The 18,887-nt window shown below is 54.1% G+C and carries 22 protein-coding genes; 9 read left to right on the top strand and 13 right to left on the bottom strand.

The features are described 5' to 3' along the window. Window positions 1-62: 62 nt before the first annotated feature. Entirely contained in the window at window positions 63-1,010 is a 948-nt protein-coding gene (gene treR / locus AC07P6_RS27160; RefSeq protein WP_182235884.1) for a trehalose operon repressor TreR, read from the bottom strand. Window positions 1,011-1,190: 180 nt separating this feature from the next. Between treR and mgtL the strand changes: the two genes are divergently transcribed. Both mgtL and mgtA read left to right on the top strand, forming a co-directional pair. Continuing rightward, window positions 1,191-1,244, top strand: coding sequence for a mgtA regulatory leader peptide MgtL (mgtL, locus tag AC07P6_RS27155; protein WP_220138900.1), 54 nt, complete (start codon window positions 1,191-1,193; stop codon window positions 1,242-1,244). A gap of 146 nt (window positions 1,245-1,390) precedes the next feature. After that, window positions 1,391-4,099 (top strand): magnesium-translocating P-type ATPase, encoded by a 2,709-nt coding sequence (gene mgtA, locus AC07P6_RS27150; protein ID WP_478315098.1) that lies wholly within the window; start codon window positions 1,391-1,393, stop codon window positions 4,097-4,099. Between the two features lie 51 nt (window positions 4,100-4,150). Here mgtA and AC07P6_RS27145 read toward each other — a convergent pair whose 3' ends face one another. The 5 genes from AC07P6_RS27145 to AC07P6_RS27125 all read right to left on the bottom strand — a co-directional run bounded on the left by AC07P6_RS27145 (window position 4,151) and on the right by AC07P6_RS27125 (window position 6,745). Beyond that, on the bottom strand, window positions 4,151-4,603 hold the full coding sequence (locus tag AC07P6_RS27145) for a transposase (protein ID WP_478315097.1): 453 nt from the start codon (window positions 4,601-4,603) through the stop codon (window positions 4,151-4,153). A 69-nt stretch (window positions 4,604-4,672) separates the two neighbouring features. After that, entirely contained in the window at window positions 4,673-5,059 is a 387-nt protein-coding gene (gene ridA, locus AC07P6_RS27140; RefSeq protein ID WP_112216261.1) for a 2-iminobutanoate/2-iminopropanoate deaminase, read from the bottom strand. 135 nt (window positions 5,060-5,194) lie between these two features. Beyond that, window positions 5,195-5,656: an aspartate carbamoyltransferase regulatory subunit gene (gene pyrI / locus AC07P6_RS27135; RefSeq protein WP_110276600.1), complete on the bottom strand. Its 462-nt coding sequence runs from the start codon at window positions 5,654-5,656 to the stop codon at window positions 5,195-5,197. Window positions 5,657-5,668: 12 nt separating this feature from the next. After that, the gene (gene pyrB, locus AC07P6_RS27130; RefSeq protein WP_182235888.1) at window positions 5,669-6,604 is read right to left on the bottom strand and encodes an aspartate carbamoyltransferase; all 936 of its coding nucleotides are present in this window, start codon (window positions 6,602-6,604) and stop codon (window positions 5,669-5,671) included. 36 nt (window positions 6,605-6,640) lie between these two features. Next, window positions 6,641-6,745, bottom strand: a complete 105-nt coding sequence (locus tag AC07P6_RS27125; RefSeq protein WP_072351778.1) for a pyrBI operon leader peptide — start codon at window positions 6,743-6,745, stop codon at window positions 6,641-6,643. A 194-nt stretch (window positions 6,746-6,939) separates the two neighbouring features. Here AC07P6_RS27125 and AC07P6_RS27120 point away from each other — a divergent pair, with 194 nt between their 5' ends. Then, window positions 6,940-7,392 carry a YhcH/YjgK/YiaL family protein gene (locus AC07P6_RS27120; protein WP_182235890.1) on the top strand — a complete coding sequence of 151 codons (453 nt, stop codon included), beginning with the start codon at window positions 6,940-6,942 and terminating at the stop codon, window positions 7,390-7,392. A 110-nt stretch (window positions 7,393-7,502) separates the two neighbouring features. On the opposite strand, the gene argF is transcribed toward AC07P6_RS27120, so the two are convergent. Both argF and argL read right to left on the bottom strand, forming a co-directional pair. Beyond that, the gene (gene argF, locus AC07P6_RS27115) at window positions 7,503-8,507 is read right to left on the bottom strand and encodes an ornithine carbamoyltransferase (protein ID WP_478315096.1); all 1,005 of its coding nucleotides are present in this window, start codon (window positions 8,505-8,507) and stop codon (window positions 7,503-7,505) included. Continuing rightward, entirely contained in the window at window positions 8,477-8,572 is a 96-nt protein-coding gene (gene argL / locus AC07P6_RS27110) for a putative translational regulatory protein ArgL (protein WP_375538842.1), read from the bottom strand. The genes argF and argL overlap by 31 nt, the downstream gene beginning before the upstream one ends. Before the next feature lie 99 nt (window positions 8,573-8,671). Between argL and rraB the strand changes: the two genes are divergently transcribed. Together rraB and miaE are read left to right on the top strand one after the other, a co-directional pair. Next, window positions 8,672-9,097 (top strand): ribonuclease E inhibitor RraB, encoded by a 426-nt coding sequence (gene rraB, locus AC07P6_RS27105; RefSeq protein WP_110276605.1) that lies wholly within the window; start codon window positions 8,672-8,674, stop codon window positions 9,095-9,097. 52 nt (window positions 9,098-9,149) lie between these two features. Beyond that, on the top strand, window positions 9,150-9,908 hold the full coding sequence (gene miaE / locus AC07P6_RS27100) for a tRNA isopentenyl-2-thiomethyl-A-37 hydroxylase MiaE (RefSeq protein ID WP_434660410.1): 759 nt from the start codon (window positions 9,150-9,152) through the stop codon (window positions 9,906-9,908). A gap of 41 nt (window positions 9,909-9,949) precedes the next feature. Here the strand turns inward: miaE and AC07P6_RS27095 are convergent, their stop codons facing one another. Both AC07P6_RS27095 and AC07P6_RS27090 read right to left on the bottom strand, forming a co-directional pair. Then, a complete protein-coding gene (locus AC07P6_RS27095; RefSeq protein WP_478315095.1) occupies window positions 9,950-10,972 on the bottom strand; it encodes an alpha/beta hydrolase fold domain-containing protein in 1,023 nt (340 codons plus the stop codon). 162 nt (window positions 10,973-11,134) lie between these two features. Further along, window positions 11,135-11,638: a GNAT family N-acetyltransferase gene (locus AC07P6_RS27090; protein ID WP_478315094.1), complete on the bottom strand. Its 504-nt coding sequence runs from the start codon at window positions 11,636-11,638 to the stop codon at window positions 11,135-11,137. A 185-nt stretch (window positions 11,639-11,823) separates the two neighbouring features. On the opposite strand from AC07P6_RS27090, the gene AC07P6_RS27085 reads away from it, so the two are divergent. From AC07P6_RS27085 to AC07P6_RS27070, 4 genes are all read left to right on the top strand, one after another. After that, complete coding sequence (locus AC07P6_RS27085; RefSeq protein WP_478315093.1) at window positions 11,824-12,213, top strand: DUF898 family protein; 390 nt, start codon at window positions 11,824-11,826, stop codon at window positions 12,211-12,213. After that, entirely contained in the window at window positions 12,134-12,355 is a 222-nt protein-coding gene (locus AC07P6_RS27080; protein WP_478315092.1) for a DUF898 family protein, read from the top strand. Before AC07P6_RS27085 ends, AC07P6_RS27080 begins: the two co-directional genes overlap by 80 nt. 35 nt (window positions 12,356-12,390) lie before the next feature. Beyond that, window positions 12,391-13,085, top strand: a protein-coding gene (locus tag AC07P6_RS27075) for an IS1-like element IS1N family transposase (protein ID WP_087786203.1) whose coding sequence is annotated in 2 segments (ribosomal slippage) — window positions 12,391-12,637 and window positions 12,637-13,085 — 696 coding nt in all. Because the reading frame shifts where the segments join, the coding sequence is not laid out codon by codon here. A gap of 41 nt (window positions 13,086-13,126) precedes the next feature. Next, window positions 13,127-13,795 (top strand): DUF898 family protein, encoded by a 669-nt coding sequence (locus tag AC07P6_RS27070; protein ID WP_478315091.1) that lies wholly within the window; start codon window positions 13,127-13,129, stop codon window positions 13,793-13,795. 55 nt (window positions 13,796-13,850) lie between these two features. Here AC07P6_RS27070 and AC07P6_RS27065 read toward each other — a convergent pair whose 3' ends face one another. The 3 genes from AC07P6_RS27065 to pepA form a co-directional block, all read right to left on the bottom strand. Beyond that, window positions 13,851-16,706 (bottom strand): valine--tRNA ligase, encoded by a 2,856-nt coding sequence (locus AC07P6_RS27065; protein ID WP_434660402.1) that lies wholly within the window; start codon window positions 16,704-16,706, stop codon window positions 13,851-13,853. Further along, window positions 16,706-17,149: a DNA polymerase III subunit chi gene (gene holC / locus AC07P6_RS27060; RefSeq protein WP_182235909.1), complete on the bottom strand. Its 444-nt coding sequence runs from the start codon at window positions 17,147-17,149 to the stop codon at window positions 16,706-16,708. Before holC ends, AC07P6_RS27065 begins: the two co-directional genes overlap by 1 nt. A gap of 120 nt (window positions 17,150-17,269) precedes the next feature. Continuing rightward, a complete protein-coding gene (pepA, locus tag AC07P6_RS27055; protein WP_181483840.1) occupies window positions 17,270-18,781 on the bottom strand; it encodes a leucyl aminopeptidase in 1,512 nt (503 codons plus the stop codon). Window positions 18,782-18,887 lie beyond the last annotated feature (106 nt).

Genomic DNA, 18,887 nt, shown 5'->3' with positions numbered 1-18,887 from the left:
GAATTGCAAAATGGGAACGTTCCCGAAACGCAGCGAAGATCACATAAATCGTTAAGACAGGCTTAATTCAGTACGGCAGGAATCACTATCTGGCGGGGTTCACTGCTCCCGGCGATCTGCTCGATCAACTGCTGCGCCGCCCGTCGTCCGGACTCGGCGTAGCCGGGATCGACGGTGAGGATCTCCGGGTGAAGAAACTTCATTAACGGCGTGCTGCCGACGCTGGCAAGCTGGAGATTGTCGATTCCCTGCTGCTGGAGATATTTGCTGGCCCCAAGGGCGAGGGTATCGGTGGCGCAGACCAGCGCGCTGGTGTCAGACGACAGCACGCTGGCGACATTCTCATAACCTTGCTTCATTCCCAAACCCGGCAGCGCGTCGAGGGGAGTGAGATGTTTTTTCTGGCAGAAATGGAGGTAGGCCTGGTGACGGCGTTGCCCGGTGGTGATGTCGCTATGCGGCACCCCGAGAAAGCTGATATGGCGATGCCCGAGATCGTACAGACGCTGCATCAGCATTTTGATGGATCCTTCATCGTCATAGCACACGGAAGCTATCCCCGGCGCGTCGCGGGCCAGCAGCACCAGCGTTTCTCGCCACGGAGTGAGCATCTCTTCATGAATGCCGGTAAAGCCAAACAGCACCACGCCGTCGATATTGCGCCGGGCGAGTATGCCGAGATGCTCTTCGACCAGCGCCGGAGAGAACTGGCTTTCCATCATAATCGGGTCGTAGCCCTGCTCATAAAAGACGGGAAGCATGGTCTGCACGGCGAGGTTTTCCGACAGCGAATCCAGACGAGTGACGATGATCGCCACCACTTTGTCGCTCTGGCCGCGCATCGCCCTGGCGGAACGCGAAGGAGAGAACCCTTGTTGCTGCATCACCGCTTCTACGCGTTCGCGGGTGCGCTCGCTAACGCCGCTTTCGTTATTGAGTACGCGCGATACCGTTGATTTCCCGACGCCGCTTAAGCGGGCGATATCTTTGATGGTCAGCCGGTTTTGCATGCAGGGTTCTCGTCGTGGTCCGATTAAAGTGAGCCTAATGCTACTCAACGAAACCACAATGAGCAAAGTCTGGTTTACGTCTGGTTTAGTTTCTGGGGGGTATCATCGCCATAATAGCCACAAATAGATTATTGGTAGCGTTATAATCCGCGCCGTTTGTATTCACTTACCGGAGATTTTATGGACCCCGATCCCACTCCTCATCCTCGATGGAGTCACCTTTCTTTCCGGTAAGCCTGCTTAGCACTGCTTTACCGGAAAGCGTAAAGCAGTGATGTCTTTGATGTCCCTGCCATAAAAATAACATACCTGACAGGTAGAGCTTGCTCGCGCCTGTTGGTTATTCTGCGTTCGCTCGCGCGAGCGCGGAGGGACTGTTTATGCTGAAAAATTTTACCCGCCAGCTATTTGCTCAGCTTGGCCGCCATTTACCGCGTCGCCTGGTGCAGCGCGATCCGCTGCCCGATGCCCGCAATCTGGCGAGCGCGCCGATTCCGGATTCGCTTGGTAAGCAGTGTCTGAACGTCGCGGCAATGGACGAAAATGAAGTCTGGCGCGCTTTTGCCAGCCATCCTGAAGGGCTGAATGAAGGCGAAGTTGCGCAGAAAATCGCCCAGCACGGCGAAAACCAGATCCCGGCGCAGAAACCCTCGCCGTGGTGGGTACACTTGTGGAGCTGTTACCGCAACCCCTTCAACCTGCTGCTGACCGTTCTGGGGATTGTCTCCTACTCAACGGAAGATCTGTTCGCCGCGGCGGTTATCGCCCTGATGGTGGGGATCTCTACGCTGCTTAACTTTATTCAGGAAGCCCGCTCGACCAGGGCGGCGGATGCCCTGAAGGCGATGGTCAGCAACACCGCGACGGTGCTGAGAGTGGTGAATGAGCAGGGTGAAAGCCGCTGGTGTGAGCTGCCGATCGATCAACTGGTGCCGGGCGATATCGTCAAGCTGTCGGCGGGAGATATGATCCCTGCGGATCTGCGCGTGTTTCAGGCGCGCGATCTGTTTGTCGCCCAGGCTTCGCTGACCGGCGAATCGTTGCCGGTTGAGAAAGTCGCTCGCACCCGCGATCCGCTGCAAACGAACCCGCTAGAGTGTGACACCCTGTGCTTTATGGGCACCAACGTGGTGAGCGGCTCGGCGCAAGCCATTGTTTTCGCCACCGGCGGCGGCACCTGGTTTGGTCAACTGGCCGGGCGAGTCAGCGAGCAGGAAAGTGAGCCGAACGCCTTCCAGAAAGGCATCAGCCGGGTCAGCATGCTGCTGATCCGCTTTATGCTGGTGATGACGCCGATAGTGCTGCTGATTAACGGCTATACCAAGGGCGACTGGTGGGAAGCGGCGCTGTTCGCGCTCTCTGTCGCTGTCGGCCTGACTCCTGAAATGCTGCCGATGATCGTCACCTCGACGCTGGCGCGCGGGGCGGTGAAGCTGTCGAAACAGAAAGTCATTGTCAAACACCTCGATGCCATCCAGAACTTTGGCGCGATGGACATTCTGTGCACCGACAAAACCGGCACCCTGACTCAGGATAAAATCGTGCTGGAGAACCATACCGATGTCTCCGGCAAGGTGAGCGAACGTGTGCTGCATAGCGCCTGGCTCAACAGCCACTACCAGACCGGGCTGAAGAATTTACTTGATACTGCGGTGCTGGAAGGCGTCGAGCTGGAGTCGGCGCGCGGGCTGGCGGAGCGCTGGCAGAAAGTGGATGAGATCCCATTCGATTTTGAGCGCCGCCGCATGTCGGTGGTGGTGCAGGAGAAGGACAACGTCCATCAACTGATCTGCAAAGGGGCATTGCAGGAGATCCTCAACGTCTCGACCCAGGTGCGCTACAACGGTGACATCGTACCGCTGGACGACACCATGCTGCGGCGCATCCGTCGCGTTACCGATACCCTAAACCGTCAGGGATTGCGCGTGGTGGCGGTGGCGACCAAATATCTACCCGCACGCGAGGGCGACTACCAGCGCGCGGATGAGTCAGACCTGATCCTCGAAGGTTACATTGCCTTCCTTGACCCGCCGAAAGAGACCACCGCCCCGGCGCTAAAAGCGCTGAAGGCCAGCGGCATCACGGTGAAAATCCTCACTGGCGATAGCGAGCTGGTGGCGGCAAAAGTGTGCCATGAAGTGGGGCTGGATGCGGGCGACGTGGTGATTGGCAGCCAGATTGAAGCGCTGAGCGATGATGAACTGGCCGAACTGGCAAAACGCACCACCCTGTTTGCCCGCCTGGCGCCGCTGCATAAAGAGCGGATTGTCACCTTGCTCAAACGTGAAGGGCACGTGGTGGGTTTTATGGGCGACGGCATTAACGACGCACCGGCGCTGCGCGCGGCGGATATCGGTATTTCCGTTGACGGCGCGGTGGATATCGCCCGCGAGGCGGCGGATATTATTCTGCTGGAGAAGAGCCTGATGGTGCTGGAAGAGGGGGTTATCGAAGGCCGCCGGACTTTCGCCAACATGCTCAAATACATCAAAATGACCGCCAGCTCTAACTTCGGTAACGTCTTCAGCGTTCTGGTCGCCAGCGCTTTTTTGCCGTTCCTGCCAATGTTGCCGCTGCACTTGCTGATTCAGAACCTGCTGTACGATGTATCCCAGGTAGCGATTCCGTTTGATAACGTGGACGACGAGCAGATTCGTAAACCGCAGCGCTGGAATCCGGCGGATCTCGGGCGCTTTATGGTCTTCTTTGGGCCGATAAGCTCGATATTCGATATTCTGACGTTCTGCCTGATGTGGTGGGTATTCCATGCCAATACACCGGAAACCCAGACCCTGTTCCAGTCCGGCTGGTTTGTGGTCGGTCTACTGTCGCAGACGCTGATTGTGCATATGATCCGCACGCGGCGGATCCCGTTTATTCAGAGCCGCGCGGCCTGGCCGCTGATCGTGATGACGCTGCTGGTGATGGTGGTGGGGATTGCGCTACCGTTCTCGCCGCTGGCGGGCTATTTGCAGCTTCAGGCGCTGCCGCTGAGCTACTTCCCGTGGCTGATTGCCATTCTGGCGGGCTATATGACGCTGACCCAGATGGTTAAGGGCTTTTACAGCCGCCGCTACGGCTGGCAGTAATTTCTTCGCTCATTATCGGCCTGGCGCGTTTTTACCCAGGCCGATAATTTCTCAGGCCATGCGTACGATCATATAGCCAACGCTAAAGACAAAAAGGGCGATGAAGGCCCAACTGAATTGATAAAATGCATTTCTCGCTCCGCGTCCGGAGCGGGAGAGAAAGATATTTTCTTCCCGGATGTGTTTTGCCGATATTTGGCGAAAGCGGCGGATGTAGCCAACGCAGTACACCAGGAAAACGGACATTACGCATGCGCCGATGGATTTAGAGAACATAATGGCGAGGATTAGGGCTGTAATGACGAAGCACAGGAATACCTTTGCGCCCGTCGACTCTAATTGTTTCAACTCGGCACGTACATTTTCGGCGTGCAGCTCTTGCCAGCGCCGCAGGGTGCTGACGCTAAACTCATATTTTTCGCACAGGACTTTGTTGGGGACGCCGTCTTTAGACTGCTGAAGAAAATCAGCGATTTGTTCATCGGTAAAGCGTGCTTTTGCCATTACCGGCCCTCCGTGGCGAATAGCAAAGATAATCCAGAAAGCCGTTCTGGATTATCTTTCTGCCAGATATCAGCGACGAATAGCGATCGCTTCAATCTCAATTTTCACGTCTTTCGGCAAGCGCGCCACTTCTACACAGGAACGCGCCGGGAAGGTGGCGTTATGCTCGGTGAAAAACGCTTCATAAGCGGCGTTAACGGTGGCGAAATCGTTGAGATCTTTCACGAAAACGGTAGTTTTAACGATATCGCCCACTTTCAGGCCCGCGGCTTCAACGATAGCTTTCACGTTGTCCAGAGACTGGCGTGCCTGAGCGGCAACGTCTTCCGCCACGCTGCCGGTTTTCGGGTCGACCGGGATTTGGCCGGAAGTGATGATCATGCTACCCAGATCAACACCCTGAACGTACGGGCCGATGGCTGCTGGTGCATTTTCCGTCGCGATAGTTTTAGACATGATTTCTCCTGAATAACAGCATAATGAAGTAGTTACGCCCCATCTTTTACATCGCTAACTGCACGATAGCCTGAAAGATGAGGGGGTAAGAGACCCGGCCATTATAGGGAGCCGGGTACACAATACCAACCTCAATTAGTTCGCCAGAACCACATTGTGCGAGAACTCTTTTTCACAATATTTGCACTTCAGCGCGATATCGTTTTCGCGTTTTTTCACCGCAAAACTGGAAGAGACCGGCTCAGCGTGGCTGATACAGTTGCTGTTCGGGCACACCAGCACGTTGTTGATACGGTCCGGCAGACTCGGGCGAGATTTACCCACCACTTCATACTCATCAATACGGTTCACCGTAGCCTGCGGTGCGTACAGGGAGAGCTGGTTAACCTGCTCATCGGTCAGGAAAGTGTTCTCGATTTTGATTAAATCTTTGCGGCCCATTTCACCTGACGGCAGATTCAGGCCGATGGTGATGCGCTGATCCGTTTCGGTCAGTTTGAACAGCGTCAGCAGCTTAAAGCCGACCTGCGCCGGGATGTGGTCGATAACGGTGCCGCGTTTGATGGCTTCTACCTGCAATTTATTATCATGTGTCATCTCTTTTTCCCCTTACAGTGCCAGATCGCTATTCAGTACCAGTGCCAGTAACGCCTGGCGGGCGAAGATGCCGTTACCGGCCTGTTGGAAGTACCAGGCGTGCGGCGTTTTATCGACATCAGTGGTGATTTCATCAATGCGAGGCAACGGGTGCAGCACTTTCATGTTTGCTCGTGCGCCTTCCAGGTCGGCGGCGCGCAGAACAAACTGCGCTTTCACGTTGGCGTATTCCGATGGGTCGAGGCGCTCTTTCTGCACGCGGGTCATGTACAGAATGTCCACTTCTTCCATCACCTCTTCGATGGCGCTATGCAGGCTCCAGGCGATGCCTTTTTCGTCGAGCATATCGAGAATGTACTGCGGCATGGCCAGCGCGTCCGGGGCGATAAAGTAGAAGCGGTTGCCGCTAAATTTCGCCAGTGCCTGGGTCAGTGAGTGGACGGTACGACCATATTTCAGGTCGCCGACCATGGCGATGCTCAGGTTTTCGAGGCGACCCTGGGTTTCCTGAATGGTGAACAGATCCAGCAGCGTTTGCGTCGGATGCTGGTTCGCGCCGTCACCGGCGTTGAGAACCGGAATGCCACCGGAGAATTCGGTCGCCAGGCGCGCCGCTCCTTCCTGCGGATGGCGCATGACGATGGCGTCGACGTAGGTGCTAATCACTGAAATGGTGTCGGCCAGAGTTTCGCCTTTTTTGCCCAGCGAAGTGTTGCTGCTGTCTGAGAAGCCGACCACGCTGGCGCCGAGGCGGTGCATCGCGGTCTCAAATGACAGGCGGGTACGGGTGGAGGCTTCGAAGAAGCAGCTGGCAATCACTTTATGTTTGAGCAACTCCGGCTGCGGATTGGCTTTCAGTTTTGCAGCGGTCGCCAGTACCAGTTCAAGGTCTTCGCGGCTGAGATCGTTTATGGAAATGATATGTTTTTGAAATAGCGGGTTAGCCATGTTTATCTCCTGACGCCTGGGCAAAAAAAAAGCCCCTTAAATAAGGGGCTTTACGAATACGGATGCAACGGAAAGGAAAAACGGCAGGCCAGCGTCTGTTTTCAGACGCGGTAAGACGCGATGTCGTACACACTGAACCATAATTCCTCCCGGCAAAACGGGTGGCATTATACGCAGCTCATATTTCGGATCAAGCGATTAATCCACAAACAGGTAAACGTTTGCCTGGATAACGTTGCGTCAGCGCAAAAAACCACAAAAAAGGAGTGGTATGGCAGCGGGAAGGGGGGTATAAAAACGGAAAATGAAAAGCTGTTTTATATTCGAGGGTTATTATGATTGTTGGAAACATTCACCATCTACAAAGCTGGCTGCCGGAGTCTCTGCGCGAGGCTATCGACCACGTTAAAGCTCATGTCACTGATGCGACACCGCTCGGCAAGCATGATATTGACGGCAATAACCTGTTTTATCTGATTTCTGAAGATACTACCGAGCCGATGGCCGACCGTCGTGCTGAGTATCACGCCCGCTATCTGGATATCCAGATTGTCCTGAACGGGCAGGAAGGAATGACCTTCAGCAACCTGCCTGCTGGTGCGCCGGATACCGACTGGCTGGCGGACAAAGATATCGCATTTCTGGCGGCAGGCGAGCAGGAGAAAACCGTGATCCTCAGCGAAGGGGATTTTGTCGTGTTTTATCCTGGCGAAGTGCATAAACCGCTGTGCGCCGTCGGCGCACCGGCAAAAGTGCGCAAAGCTGTTGTGAAGATGCTGATGGCGTAAAAAATCCCCGGTGGCGCTGCTGCGCCTGCCGGGGATACGGTTTGGTGCGGTTTGGTAGCCCGGACAGGCGCGTCAAGCGCCGCCTCCGGGAAAATATCGCTAAAGAAGAGTTACTTTCCCAGCGTCGCGACCATCACCGCTTTGATGGTATGCATACGGTTTTCCGCCTGGTCGAAAACAATGCTCGCCGGGGATTCAAACACCTCATCGGTTACTTCCATTCCGCCATGCAGGCCGTAATCCGCCGCCATCTGTTTGCCGAGCGTGGTCTGGTCATCGTGGAACGCGGGCAGGCAGTGGAGGAATTTCGCCTGCGGATTGCCGGTCAGCGTCATCATCTTGCTGTTCACCTGATAATCACGCAGCAGCGCAATGCGCTCGGCCCATTTCTCCTTGGCTTCGCCCATCGATACCCACACGTCTGTATAGATAAAGTCAGCGCCTTTCACGCCCGCAGCGATATCTTCGGTCAGGGTGATGTTACCGCCATTTTTCTTCGCCAGCGCCTGACACTGTGCGACCAACTTCTCTTCTGGCCAGCACGCCGTCGGGGCCACCAGACGCAGATCCAGCCCGGTCAACGCGGCGGCTTCGAGCATCGAATTACCCATATTGTTACGCGCGTCGCCGGCGTAGACCAGGGTCATCTCATTAAAGGCTTTGCCCGGCAGGTGTTCTTGCATAGTTAACAGATCTGCCAGCAACTGGGTTGGGTGAAATTCGTTGGTCAGGCCGTTCCAGACCGGAACACCGGCATATTCGGCAAGCGTTTCCACCACTTCCTGGCCATGACCGCGGTACTGAATGCCGTCATACATCCGGCCTAGCACGCGGGCAGTGTCTTTGATCGACTCTTTATGGCCAATCTGGCTGCCGCTCGGCCCGAGGTAAGTGACGCGAGCGCCCTGGTCAAATGCGGCAACTTCGAAAGAGCATCGGGTGCGGGTAGAGTCTTTTTCGAAGATGAGCGCGATGTTTTTACCGGTGAGATGCTGAATTTCGATATTGTTCTTCTTATCAGCTTTCAGTCTGGCCGCCAGCTCAAGCAGGGCGGTGATTTCGGCAGGAGTAAAATCAAGCAACTTTAAAAAATGCTTCTGATAAAACGCAGACATGTTTCCCTCACATGGCTCAGGCCATTTGTTGAATTAAAATTCACTTTATATGTATGAATATTCATTTGCAACCCCGTGTCATAAATCTTTCTCTCAGAAGGTGGAGGCAATCACGGCGGTATGTGACAATAGAAGTATCTGCGACACATTATGAGGAACGAGCCATGGCAAACCCGGAACTACTGGAAGAACAGCGTGAAGAAACGCGTCTGATTATCGAAGAGCTGCTTGAAGATGGCAGCGATCCGGACGCGCTGTACACCATTGAGCATCATCTCTCTGCCGACGACTTCGAAACGCTGGAGAAAGTGGCGGTAGAAGCCTTCAAACTGGGTTATGAAGTGACCGAGCCAGAAGAGCTGGAAGTCGAAGAAGGTGATACTGTTATTTGTTGCGATATCCTCAGTGAGTCCGCGCTGAATGCTGAGCTGATCGATACTCAGGTTGAGCAACTGATGACGCTGGCAGAAAAATATGAAGTTGAATACGACGGCTGGGGCACCTACTACGAAGATCCTAACGGTGAAGATGAAGAAGGTGACGACGACGAAGATCTCGTTGATGAAGACGACGACGGCGTTCGCCACTAAGCCGCAGAGATATACGGCGGCGCGGTATGCCGCCGTATAGCAAGGAACTTCAATGGATTACCCGCACATACTCTCCCCGATTTTAGATTTTCTGCACTGCCCAACTCCTCAGGCGTGGATTGATGAAGCCCGGAAGCCGGAAAATCTGCCGTTGTTGCTCACCGATCATATGGTGTGCGAGCTGAAAGCGGCGCAGAACGCCATGCTGCTGGTGCGTCGGTACGTGGCGGATAAAGAAGGTGCGGATGAACTGCTGGCCTGCCTGAAACCCTATGAGGACTTCACCTATCGCTGGGGTCCGGAGCCGGATTTTGTCGCGCTGCATAAGCAGATAAATAAAAGCGCCATGCCGCAGACCGACGATCCCTGGGGAGGTCAACTGCTCGACAGTATGATTTTGCTGATCAAAGAAGAGCTACATCACTTCTGGCAGGTGCGCGAAATCATGATCTCCCGCGACATACCTTACGTCAAAATCACCGCCAGCAACTACGCCCGCGGGCTGCGCCGGGAAGTACGTTCTCACGAACCGGTGATGCTGATCGATAAGTTAATCTGCGGTGCCTATATTGAAGCCCGCTCCTGCGAGCGTTTTGCCGCGCTGGCGCCATGGCTGGATGATGATCTGCAGAAGTTTTACCTGTCGTTACTGCGTTCCGAAGCGCGTCACTATCAAGACTATCTGGATTTAGCGCAGAGAATTGCCGAAGACGATATTAGCGAACGCGTGCGACAGCTTGGCGAGGCGGAAGCGGCGCTTATTAACGCAACCGAAGCGGAATTTCGTTTTCACAGCGGCGTGCCTGCTTAAAAAGTTCAGGCCGCCGTTTAGCTATTGCGGCCTGACAATCACTATAGATTCGCGTTCTTATCTTTTTCCGCAGCAGCGGCGGCTTTCGGTGCGCCGAGAGTCGCTTTAAACCAGTTCACCACTCGCTCAATAACTGGCTTCTGATACCAGCTGTCATCGCCATGCTCCGCGCCTTCAAGCAACACGTAGTCCGCCTGGTTACCCTCTTTTTTCAGCGCGTTATAGAGCTGTTTGCTTTGTAGCGGCGAAACCAACGTGTCGGCGCTACCGTGCATAATTAAGAAAGGTGGTTTTTTACCGCTGATATGGCCCATGGGGCTGGCCGCCAGCGCTTTTTGCTTATCGCTGCCGATAGTCGCGCCCGGCCAGTCGCGAAAGGCGCTGCCGTGAACCAGAAGCGCTTCAGTGACCGCCGGTGACTGATGCACTTTTTGTATCGCCTCCGGAAAGCCTTCGCCGATGTTCAGCAGGTTTGAAATGCCGTACAGCGTTGCGGCGGCCTGTACGTCTGAGGACTGGGCCATATTATCGCCGCGCTCGAACGTTTTATCGCCATTGGTCAGTGCCAGCATCTGCGCCATATAGCCTCCGGCAGAGTCGCCCAGAACGCCAATGCGGGCCGGATCGATGCCGTATTCCGTCGCATGCTCGCGCAGGTAGCGAATTGCCGCTTTACCATCAACAACCGGAGCCGGAAAGGTATCGGGAACCGTGCGGTATTCCGCTGCGGCGACCACAAATCCTGCATCTGCCAGCGCCATACGCATTTCGATAAACTTATTCCATGCCGCGCTGGTGAAACCGCCGCCGGGGAAATAGACGATTGCCGGTTTCAGGTTGCCATTACGCGGCACCAGCAGCGACATATGCAGCTGACGCACGGCAACGGTGCTTTTCACCTGGCTATAAACAATATCGTTCAGCGCATCGATGCGGCCCTGCGTTTTTTCCACGCGGATAACCAGGGCACCTTCGGTATTACCGGGAAGTTCGTTGGCGTAAGCGCTGGCAACTATGCCGCCAAGGATCAGGCTACTGGCCAGCAGGAAGGGGGCTTTTGTCATGATGTTCTATCCTGAGCAACGCCTGTCGTGGCGACAGGCTAAAAGGGAAAAAGATCCAATGCTCAGGCAGTGTATTACCGAAAATTTGCCATGAATAATGCTCTTTTTGCATTAAATTCATTTAGTTTTTCGATAGGTAGTATAGGGGTGTCTTAACGGGAACTACAGGGTCTTTAGCATCGTGACTTCGCAGTCGACATGTCCGGTACAGCCCAGCGGCCCGTCGATATGCTCGAAGCCGAGATGCTCATATAATCCAATCGCTTCTTTCAGGAAGGCGGTCGTTTCCAGATAGCAGCGTTTGAACCCGTATTCGCGGGCATGATCCAGCGCGATTAGCGCCAGCTTTTTCGCCAGCCCTTGACCACGCGCAGAGGTCATAAAATACATTTTCTGCAGCTCGCAGATATCGGATTCGCTACACGTTAATGGCGCAACCCCACCGCCGCCAACGACAAGACCGTTTTGCTCGACCACCCAATAGGCGGAGCCCGGCTGGCTATACAACTGGAAAAGCTCATCCAGATTAGGGTCGGCCACCGTGTAGCCTTTATCGGCGGTCAGGCCATATTCTGCGGAGACCTGGCGGATAACGGCTGCTATCGCAGCATTATCATGCGCAGAGATGCGGCGTAAAGTGAAGGTCTGTGGCGCGGCAAGATTCATAGAATCACTCAATTTTAACTTAAATAACTATACGCTGCTTTAATACCACTATTTTTTTACTGGCGCAAGGAGAGCGTTAAATGCATTGCCGAACAATGAAAAGATAATATATTCTGTTTGTTTATTTCAGATGCGCTTGATTTATTATTTTTATATATGGTTTAAATGACAAGGACGACGTATTTATGAGTATGATCTCAGGGCAGCAACAAAGCCATAGCTATCGTTTTGTTTTTCATGGTCAGATATGGCCCTATTTTGTTATTTGTTTGGTTAATATCATATTGTCTATCATTACTTGCGGGATATTTATTCCGTGGGCCTGGGTGCGTAGTCGTCGCTATCTTTGCGAGAATATGGAGTTAAACGGTACTCGTTTTGGATACCATGGTCGCGGTATTACGATTTTACTCAGCTGGATGATGATATTTATCGTACTAGTCATACTCGGTTTAGCGTTAGCCATATTTTATCCCGGAAGTGAAGGGGGGGGAGATGCTGCTGTTCCTCCTCCTGTTGCCTGTAATGATAACAAAGGGGCTAAGCTATCACGCAATGATGACCTCTTTTGGTAAAACTCGTTTTGGATTTCAGTGCCACCCGCTTCGCGCGTGGTGGGTTATGCTCGGTATGCCTGTACTGATTTACGTGCTAATGGTCGTATTGTTCTCAATGCTCGGAAGCAATCTTGGTTTGGTGATGCCTCTAATTAGTTGAATCTGATGTATAATGCGGGCTTTTGAGGTTCTTTCATGGCCAGCGTTAACATTCATTGTCCTCGTTGTCAGTCTGCACAGGTCTACCGCCATGGTCAGAACCCTAAAGGCCATGACAGATTTCGCTGCCGTGACTGCCACCGCGTTTTTCAGCTCACTTACACTTATGAGGCCCGTAAGCCGGGCATTAAAGAGCTGATCACTGAAATGGCCTTCAATGGCGCCGGGGTTCGCGATACCGCCAGAACACTGAAAATTGGCATTAACACCGTCATCCGGACTTTAAAAAACTCACGCCAAAGCGAATAACGTCTTCGCCCGTTGCTCATGCTGATGTGGCGCTTATCTGCGAACTTGATGAGCAATGGAGTTTCGTTGGCAGTAAAGCCCGGCAACACTGGCTCTGGTACGCGTATAACACCAAAACAGGGGGTGTACTGGCCTACACTTTTGGTCCCCGTACCGATGAAACCTGCCGGGAACTACTGGCACTGCTTACGCCATTCAACATCGGCATGATCACCAGCGACGACTGGGGCAGCTATGGCCGGGAGGTGCCGAAGGATAAGCATCTGACCGGAAAAATATTCACCCAACGGATTGAGCGCAATAACCTGACGCTGCGCACCCGCATTAAGCGCTTGGCTCGTAAAACAATCTGCTTCTCGCGTTCAGTAGAGATCCACGAAAAAGTCATCGGGACGTTTATTGAAAAACACATGTTCTACTAATTGGAAGCATCACCCTTGGTTTCTACTATGGCATCAATAGTATGATACTGAGTATCGTTTTCCTTGCTTTGCTGGCGCTGTTTATTATTGGTATCACTAACGGAGTGGTTTATAGCCATTGGCTTGAACTAATTGCTAAAGGTGCAACTCTGGGGAATGGTAATTTTAATATCCATATCAGTACTAAACGTTGTGTGGTTATATTTTTATGGGCAACGGTAATTTCATTGCCATTTTTTCTACTTTTCATTGTTTTTTTATTTTCCGCATTCTCACAGATGATTACCGGCTGTATGTTTGGCCTGTGCACTGAAAGTACGGCGCTGCTTATGGCCTTACAGCATCTTGGGGCAGTGATAGGGGGATATTTCTTTCTTGCTATTGGTATCGTGCTATCTACGGCATATGCCTGGGCAGCTCTGCGCAATCATGCTTTGAATAATCTGGTACTGGGAGACGGTATTCAATTCCGTTCAACCCTGACGTTTTCTGGTCTTGCGCCGCGTTTATTGGGCCTGACGTTTCTCCCTCTATTCACGCTGGGGCTGACGTATCCATGGTTAAAGATTAATTTGATGCGCTATATCGCTGCCAATACTGCGGCGATCGGCGAGCTTGATTCTCTGAATATGGAGCCGGATGCGGCACCTCAGCCTAAGGTGACCGAAAAACTGTGCGGCGGATTTTTCCCGATGCTGCCGTTCCTCTAATGCAAAAATGCAAAAGGCCGGAGCGAGCTCCGGCCTTATTTTCTTTAACCAGAAATTACAGCGCGGCGATAACGGCCTGCTGTTCAATCAGCTTCGCTTTCGCTTGTGCATAACCTTCCAGCTTCTCACGCTCTTTGGCGATAACCGCTTCCGGTGCGCGGGCCACAAAGCCTTCGTTGGAGAGCTTGCTTTCGATGCGGCCAATTTCACCTTCGATTTTGGTCACTTCTTTTGCCAGACGCGCCAGCTCATCTTCTTTGTTGATGAGGCCAGCCATCGGGATCAGCAGCTCGGCGCCATCGATAATTTTGGTCACGGAAACCGGACCTTTATCATCAGCAGGCAGCACGGTGATGCTTTCCAGACGTGCCAGGTTCAGCAGGAAGCTGCGGTTGTCGTTCACACGACGCATCGCGTCGGTGCTGCAACCACGCAGCAGCAGCTCCAGCGGTTTGCCCGGCGCAATGTTCATTTCCGCGCGGATATTACGTACGGCAACGATCGCCTGCTTCAGCCATTCGGTGTCGGCCAGCGCGGCTTCATCAACCTGGGCCGCATCGTATTCCGGGAATGGCTGCAGCATGATGGTGTCAGCGGTAATGCCGGAGATAACCTTCACGCGCTGCCAGATGGTTTCAGTGATGAACGGAATGATCGGGTGCGCCAGGCGCAGCAAACCTTCCAGAACGGTCACCAGCGTATTGCGGGTACCGCGCAGTTCAGACTCGGAACCACCGGTCATGACCGGCTTGGTCAGCTCCAGATACCAGTCGCAGAACTGGTTCCAGGTGAACTCGTACAGAATGCCCGCGGCGATGTCGAAGCGGAAGTTATCCAGCGCTTCGCGGTATGCTTTGATGGTCTGGTTGAATTCCGCGAGGATCCAACGGTCCGCCAACGACAGGGTCATTTCGCCGCCGTTAAAGCCGCAATCCTGCTCTTCGGTGTTCATCAGCACAAAGCGGCTGGCGTTCCACAGCTTGTTACAGAAGTTACGGTAACCTTCCAGACGCTTCATATCCCAGTTGATATCGCGGCCGGTCGAGGCCAGCGCCGCCAGGGTGAAGCGCAGGGCGTCGGTACCGTGCGGCTCGATGCCGTCCGGGAACTGTTTCTCGGTACGTTTGGCAATTTTCTCAGCCAGCTGCGGCTGCATCATGTTGCCGGTACGTTTCTCCAGCAGGTCCGGCAGAGAGATACCGTCAACCATATCCAGTGGGTCAATCACGTTACCCTTGGACTTGGACATCTTCTGGCCTTCGTCATCACGAATTAGACCGGTCATGTAGATGGTCTTAAACGGAATCTGCGGCTTGCCATTTTCATCTTTGATGAAGTGCATGGTCATCATGATCATGCGGGCAATCCAGAAGAAGATGATGTCGAAACCTGAAACCATCACGCTGGTCGGGTGGAACTGACGCAGCGCGTCGGTGTTCTCCGGCCAGCCGAGGGTAGAGAAGGTCCACAGCGCGGAAGAGAACCAGGTATCAAGAACGTCTTCGTCCTGACGCAGCGCGACTTCAGCACCGAGGTTATTTTCCTGACGCACTTCGTCTTCGGTTCGGCCCACGTAGACGTTGCCGTCATTGTCGTACCAGGCCGGGATACGGTGACCCCACCACAGCTGACGGGAGATACACCAGTCCTGAATATCGCGCATCCAGGAGAAGTACATGTTTTCGTACTGCTTAGGCACGAACTGAATGTCGCCATTCTCAACCGCTTCAACCGCCGGTTTCGCCAGCACGTCGGCACGGACGTACCACTGGTCGGTCAGCATTGGCTCGATAACCACGCCGCCACGGTCGCCGTAAGGTACGGTCAGGTCGTGCGGTTTAACTTCTTCCAGTAAACCCAGAGCGTCGACAGCGGCAACCACGGCTTTACGCGCAGCAAAACGCTCCAGCTTCTGGAACTCTGCCGGGATGTCGCTTGGGTAAACGTCAGATTCTTCGCCTTTGGTGTCGTAGACTTCCGCGCTTTCGCGGATATCGCCGTCAAAGGTCAGGATGTTGATCATCGGCAGGGCGTGACGACGACCGACTTCATAGTCGTTAAAGTCGTGCGCCGGGGTGATTTTCACGCAGCCGGTGCCTTTTTCCATATCGGCGTGTTCATCGCCAACGATCGGAATGCGGCGGTCAACCAGCGGCAGAATCACGAATTTGCCGATCAGATCTTTATAACGCGGATCTTCCGGGTTCACGGCCACGCCGGTGTCGCCCAGAACAGTTTCTGGACGCGTGGTGGCGACCACCAGGTAATCTTTACCGTCGGCGGTTTTCGCGCCGTCGGCTAAAGGATAGCGGATGTGCCACATCGAGCCTTTAGACTCGCGGTTTTCCACTTCCAGGTCAGAGATGGCAGTGCGCAGTTTCGGGTCCCAGTTGACCAGGCGCTTGCCGCGGTAAATCAGGTCTTCTTTGTACAGGCGAACAAAGACTTCTTTCACGGCGTTAGACAGGCCTTCGTCCATGGTGAAGCGCTCGCGCTCCCAGTCCACGGAGTTGCCAAGGCGGCGCATCTGACGGGTGATGGTGCCGCCGGATTCCGCTTTCCACTGCCAGATTTTGTCGATAAAGGCGTCGCGACCGTAGTCGTGGCGGGTTTTACCTTCTTCGGCGGCAATCTTACGCTCAACCACCATTTGGGTAGCAATACCCGCGTGGTCGGTACCGGCCTGCCACAGGGTATTTTTACCCTGCATGCGCTGGTAGCGAATCATGGTATCCATGATGGTTTGCTGGAAGGCATGACCCATATGCAAACTGCCGGTGACGTTCGGCGGCGGGATCATGATGCAGAAGGACTCTTTGCTTTCATCGCCGTTAGGCTTGAAATAGCCCTGCTTTTCCCAGTGCTCGTAAAGCGGCTGTTCGATATCTTGGGGGTTGTATGTCTTTTCCATTATTTCCAGGTTGCCGTGTTCAGGTTGAAACCAGCCATGCGGTACGCCTTATAGCGTTCGCGCGCCAGTTGTTTCAAAGAATCTTCATAAGGGACGAAGTCTATCACTTCTGTGAAAGCGGTGGCAAAATCTGCAAAGTTGAGCCGCAGGCTAATCAGAATATCCCTCGGGCTGCTGTTGCGCTTTTGCGGCCAGGCGATTTCCACTGGCGCACCGCCTCTCGGACCTTCCCCTGCCAGGTTATGCGGGACGAAACTTTCCGCGGGTCTTGCCCATAGCGCTTCATCCAGACGAATCGCCTGCTGCTCGTCTTCGCAAGCGATAAGCACCCGCTTGCCGCTGCGCCAACGTTCTGCGGCAATGTCACACACCAGTTGCTCGACGGCGCTTAAGCCATCAACGGTGGTTTCATTGTCCAGAAGGTAGAACGTTGCGTTTCTCATAATATGGGGCTTCTTGTGGTGGATTTAAACGATTTGCCCGGCGGCGCTGCGCTTGCCGGGCCTACGGTTAAATGCCGTTTGTAGGCCGGGTAAGGCAAAGCCGCCACCCGGCATTTTACATCACTCTTCGCCAGTAAACCCGGCGCGATTGAGCAGGAACTGCGACAGTAGAGCCACCGGGCGACCGGTTGCACCTTTGGCTTTACCGGAGCGCCATGCGGTACCGGCGATATCCAGGTGCGCCCAGTTGTACTTACGCGCAAAGCGCGACAGGAAACAACCTGCGGTAATCGCGCCGCCAGGACGGCCGCCGATATTCGCCATGTCGGCAAAGTTAGATTCCAGCTGATCCTGGAACTCGTCACCAAGCGGCAGACGCCATGCGCGATCGCCCGCCAGTTCGGACGCGCCAATCAGCTCATGGGCCAGTGGATTGTGGTTCGACATCAGGCCGGTGATGTGGTGGCCCAGCGCAATCACGCAGGCACCGGTCAGGGTCGCTACGTCGATAACCGTTTCTGGCTCGAAGCGCTCAACGTAGGTCAGCACATCGCACAGCACCAGACGCCCTTCGGCATCGGTGTTCAGCACTTCAACCGTTTGACCGGACATAGTGGTCAACACATCACCCGGACGATAGGCGCGACCGCCCGGCATGTTTTCACATCCGGCCAGCACGCCGACAATGTTTAACGGCAACTGAAGTTCTGCAACCATGCGCATCACGCCATACACCGCCGCCGCACCGCACATGTCGTATTTCATCTCGTCCATGCCTTCGGCAGGCTTGATAGAGATACCGCCGGAGTCAAAGGTCAGGCCTTTGCCAACCAGCACGATAGGACGTGCGTCTTCTGCCGGATTGCCTTTGTATTCGATAACTGACATCAGCGATTCGTTTTGCGAACCGTTGCCGACTGCCAGATAAGAGTTCATCCCCAGCTCTTTCATCTGCTGTTCGCCGATAACGCGGGTAATGACGTTCTTGCTGTAGGTATCGGCCAGCTGGCGCGCCTGAGAAGCCAGGTAGGCGGCATTACAGATGTTCGGCGGCATATTGCCGAGATCTTTCGCGGCCTTGATACCGGCGGCAATCGCCAGACCGTGTTGGATTGCGCGTTCGCCGCTGGTCAGCTCGCGACGGGTTGGGACGTTGAAGACCATTTTACGCAGCGGACGACGCGGCTCGCTTTTGTTAGTTTTCAACTGATCAAAGCTGTACAGCGTCTCTTTTGCGGTCTCAACCGCCTGACGCACTTTCCAGTAGTTATTGCGGCCTTTGACGTGCAGTTCGGTCAGGAAACAGACGGCTTCCATTGAGCCGGTATCATTCAGAGTATTGATGGTTTTCTGAATGACCTGTTTGTACTGACGCTCGTCCAGCTCGCGTTCTTTACCGCAGCCGATAAGCAGAATGCGCTCTGAGAGAATGTTCGGCACATGGTGCAGCAATAACGTCTGGCCAGGTTTACCTTCCAGTTCGCCGCGACGCAGCAGGGCGCTGATATAACCGTCGCTGATTTTATCGAGCTGTTCGGCGATGGGGGAGAGCCGACGTGGTTCAAAGACGCCGACCACGATACAGGCGCTCCGCTGCTTTTCCGGGCTACCGCTTTTTACACTGAACTCCATGCACTATGCTCCTGAATCTTAAAGACAACAATGGTGGCTACAGCTATACTCGTCGTCTTTCAAGTTGCAGATGCGTTAGCTGCGCCTGCTCACCCCTGTCACTTAC

The organism is Klebsiella sp. GFKo11, assembly GCF_056490265.1.
Note: the sequence above shows the minus strand (reverse complement) of the source record. Positions and strands in the feature narration are given on the sequence as shown.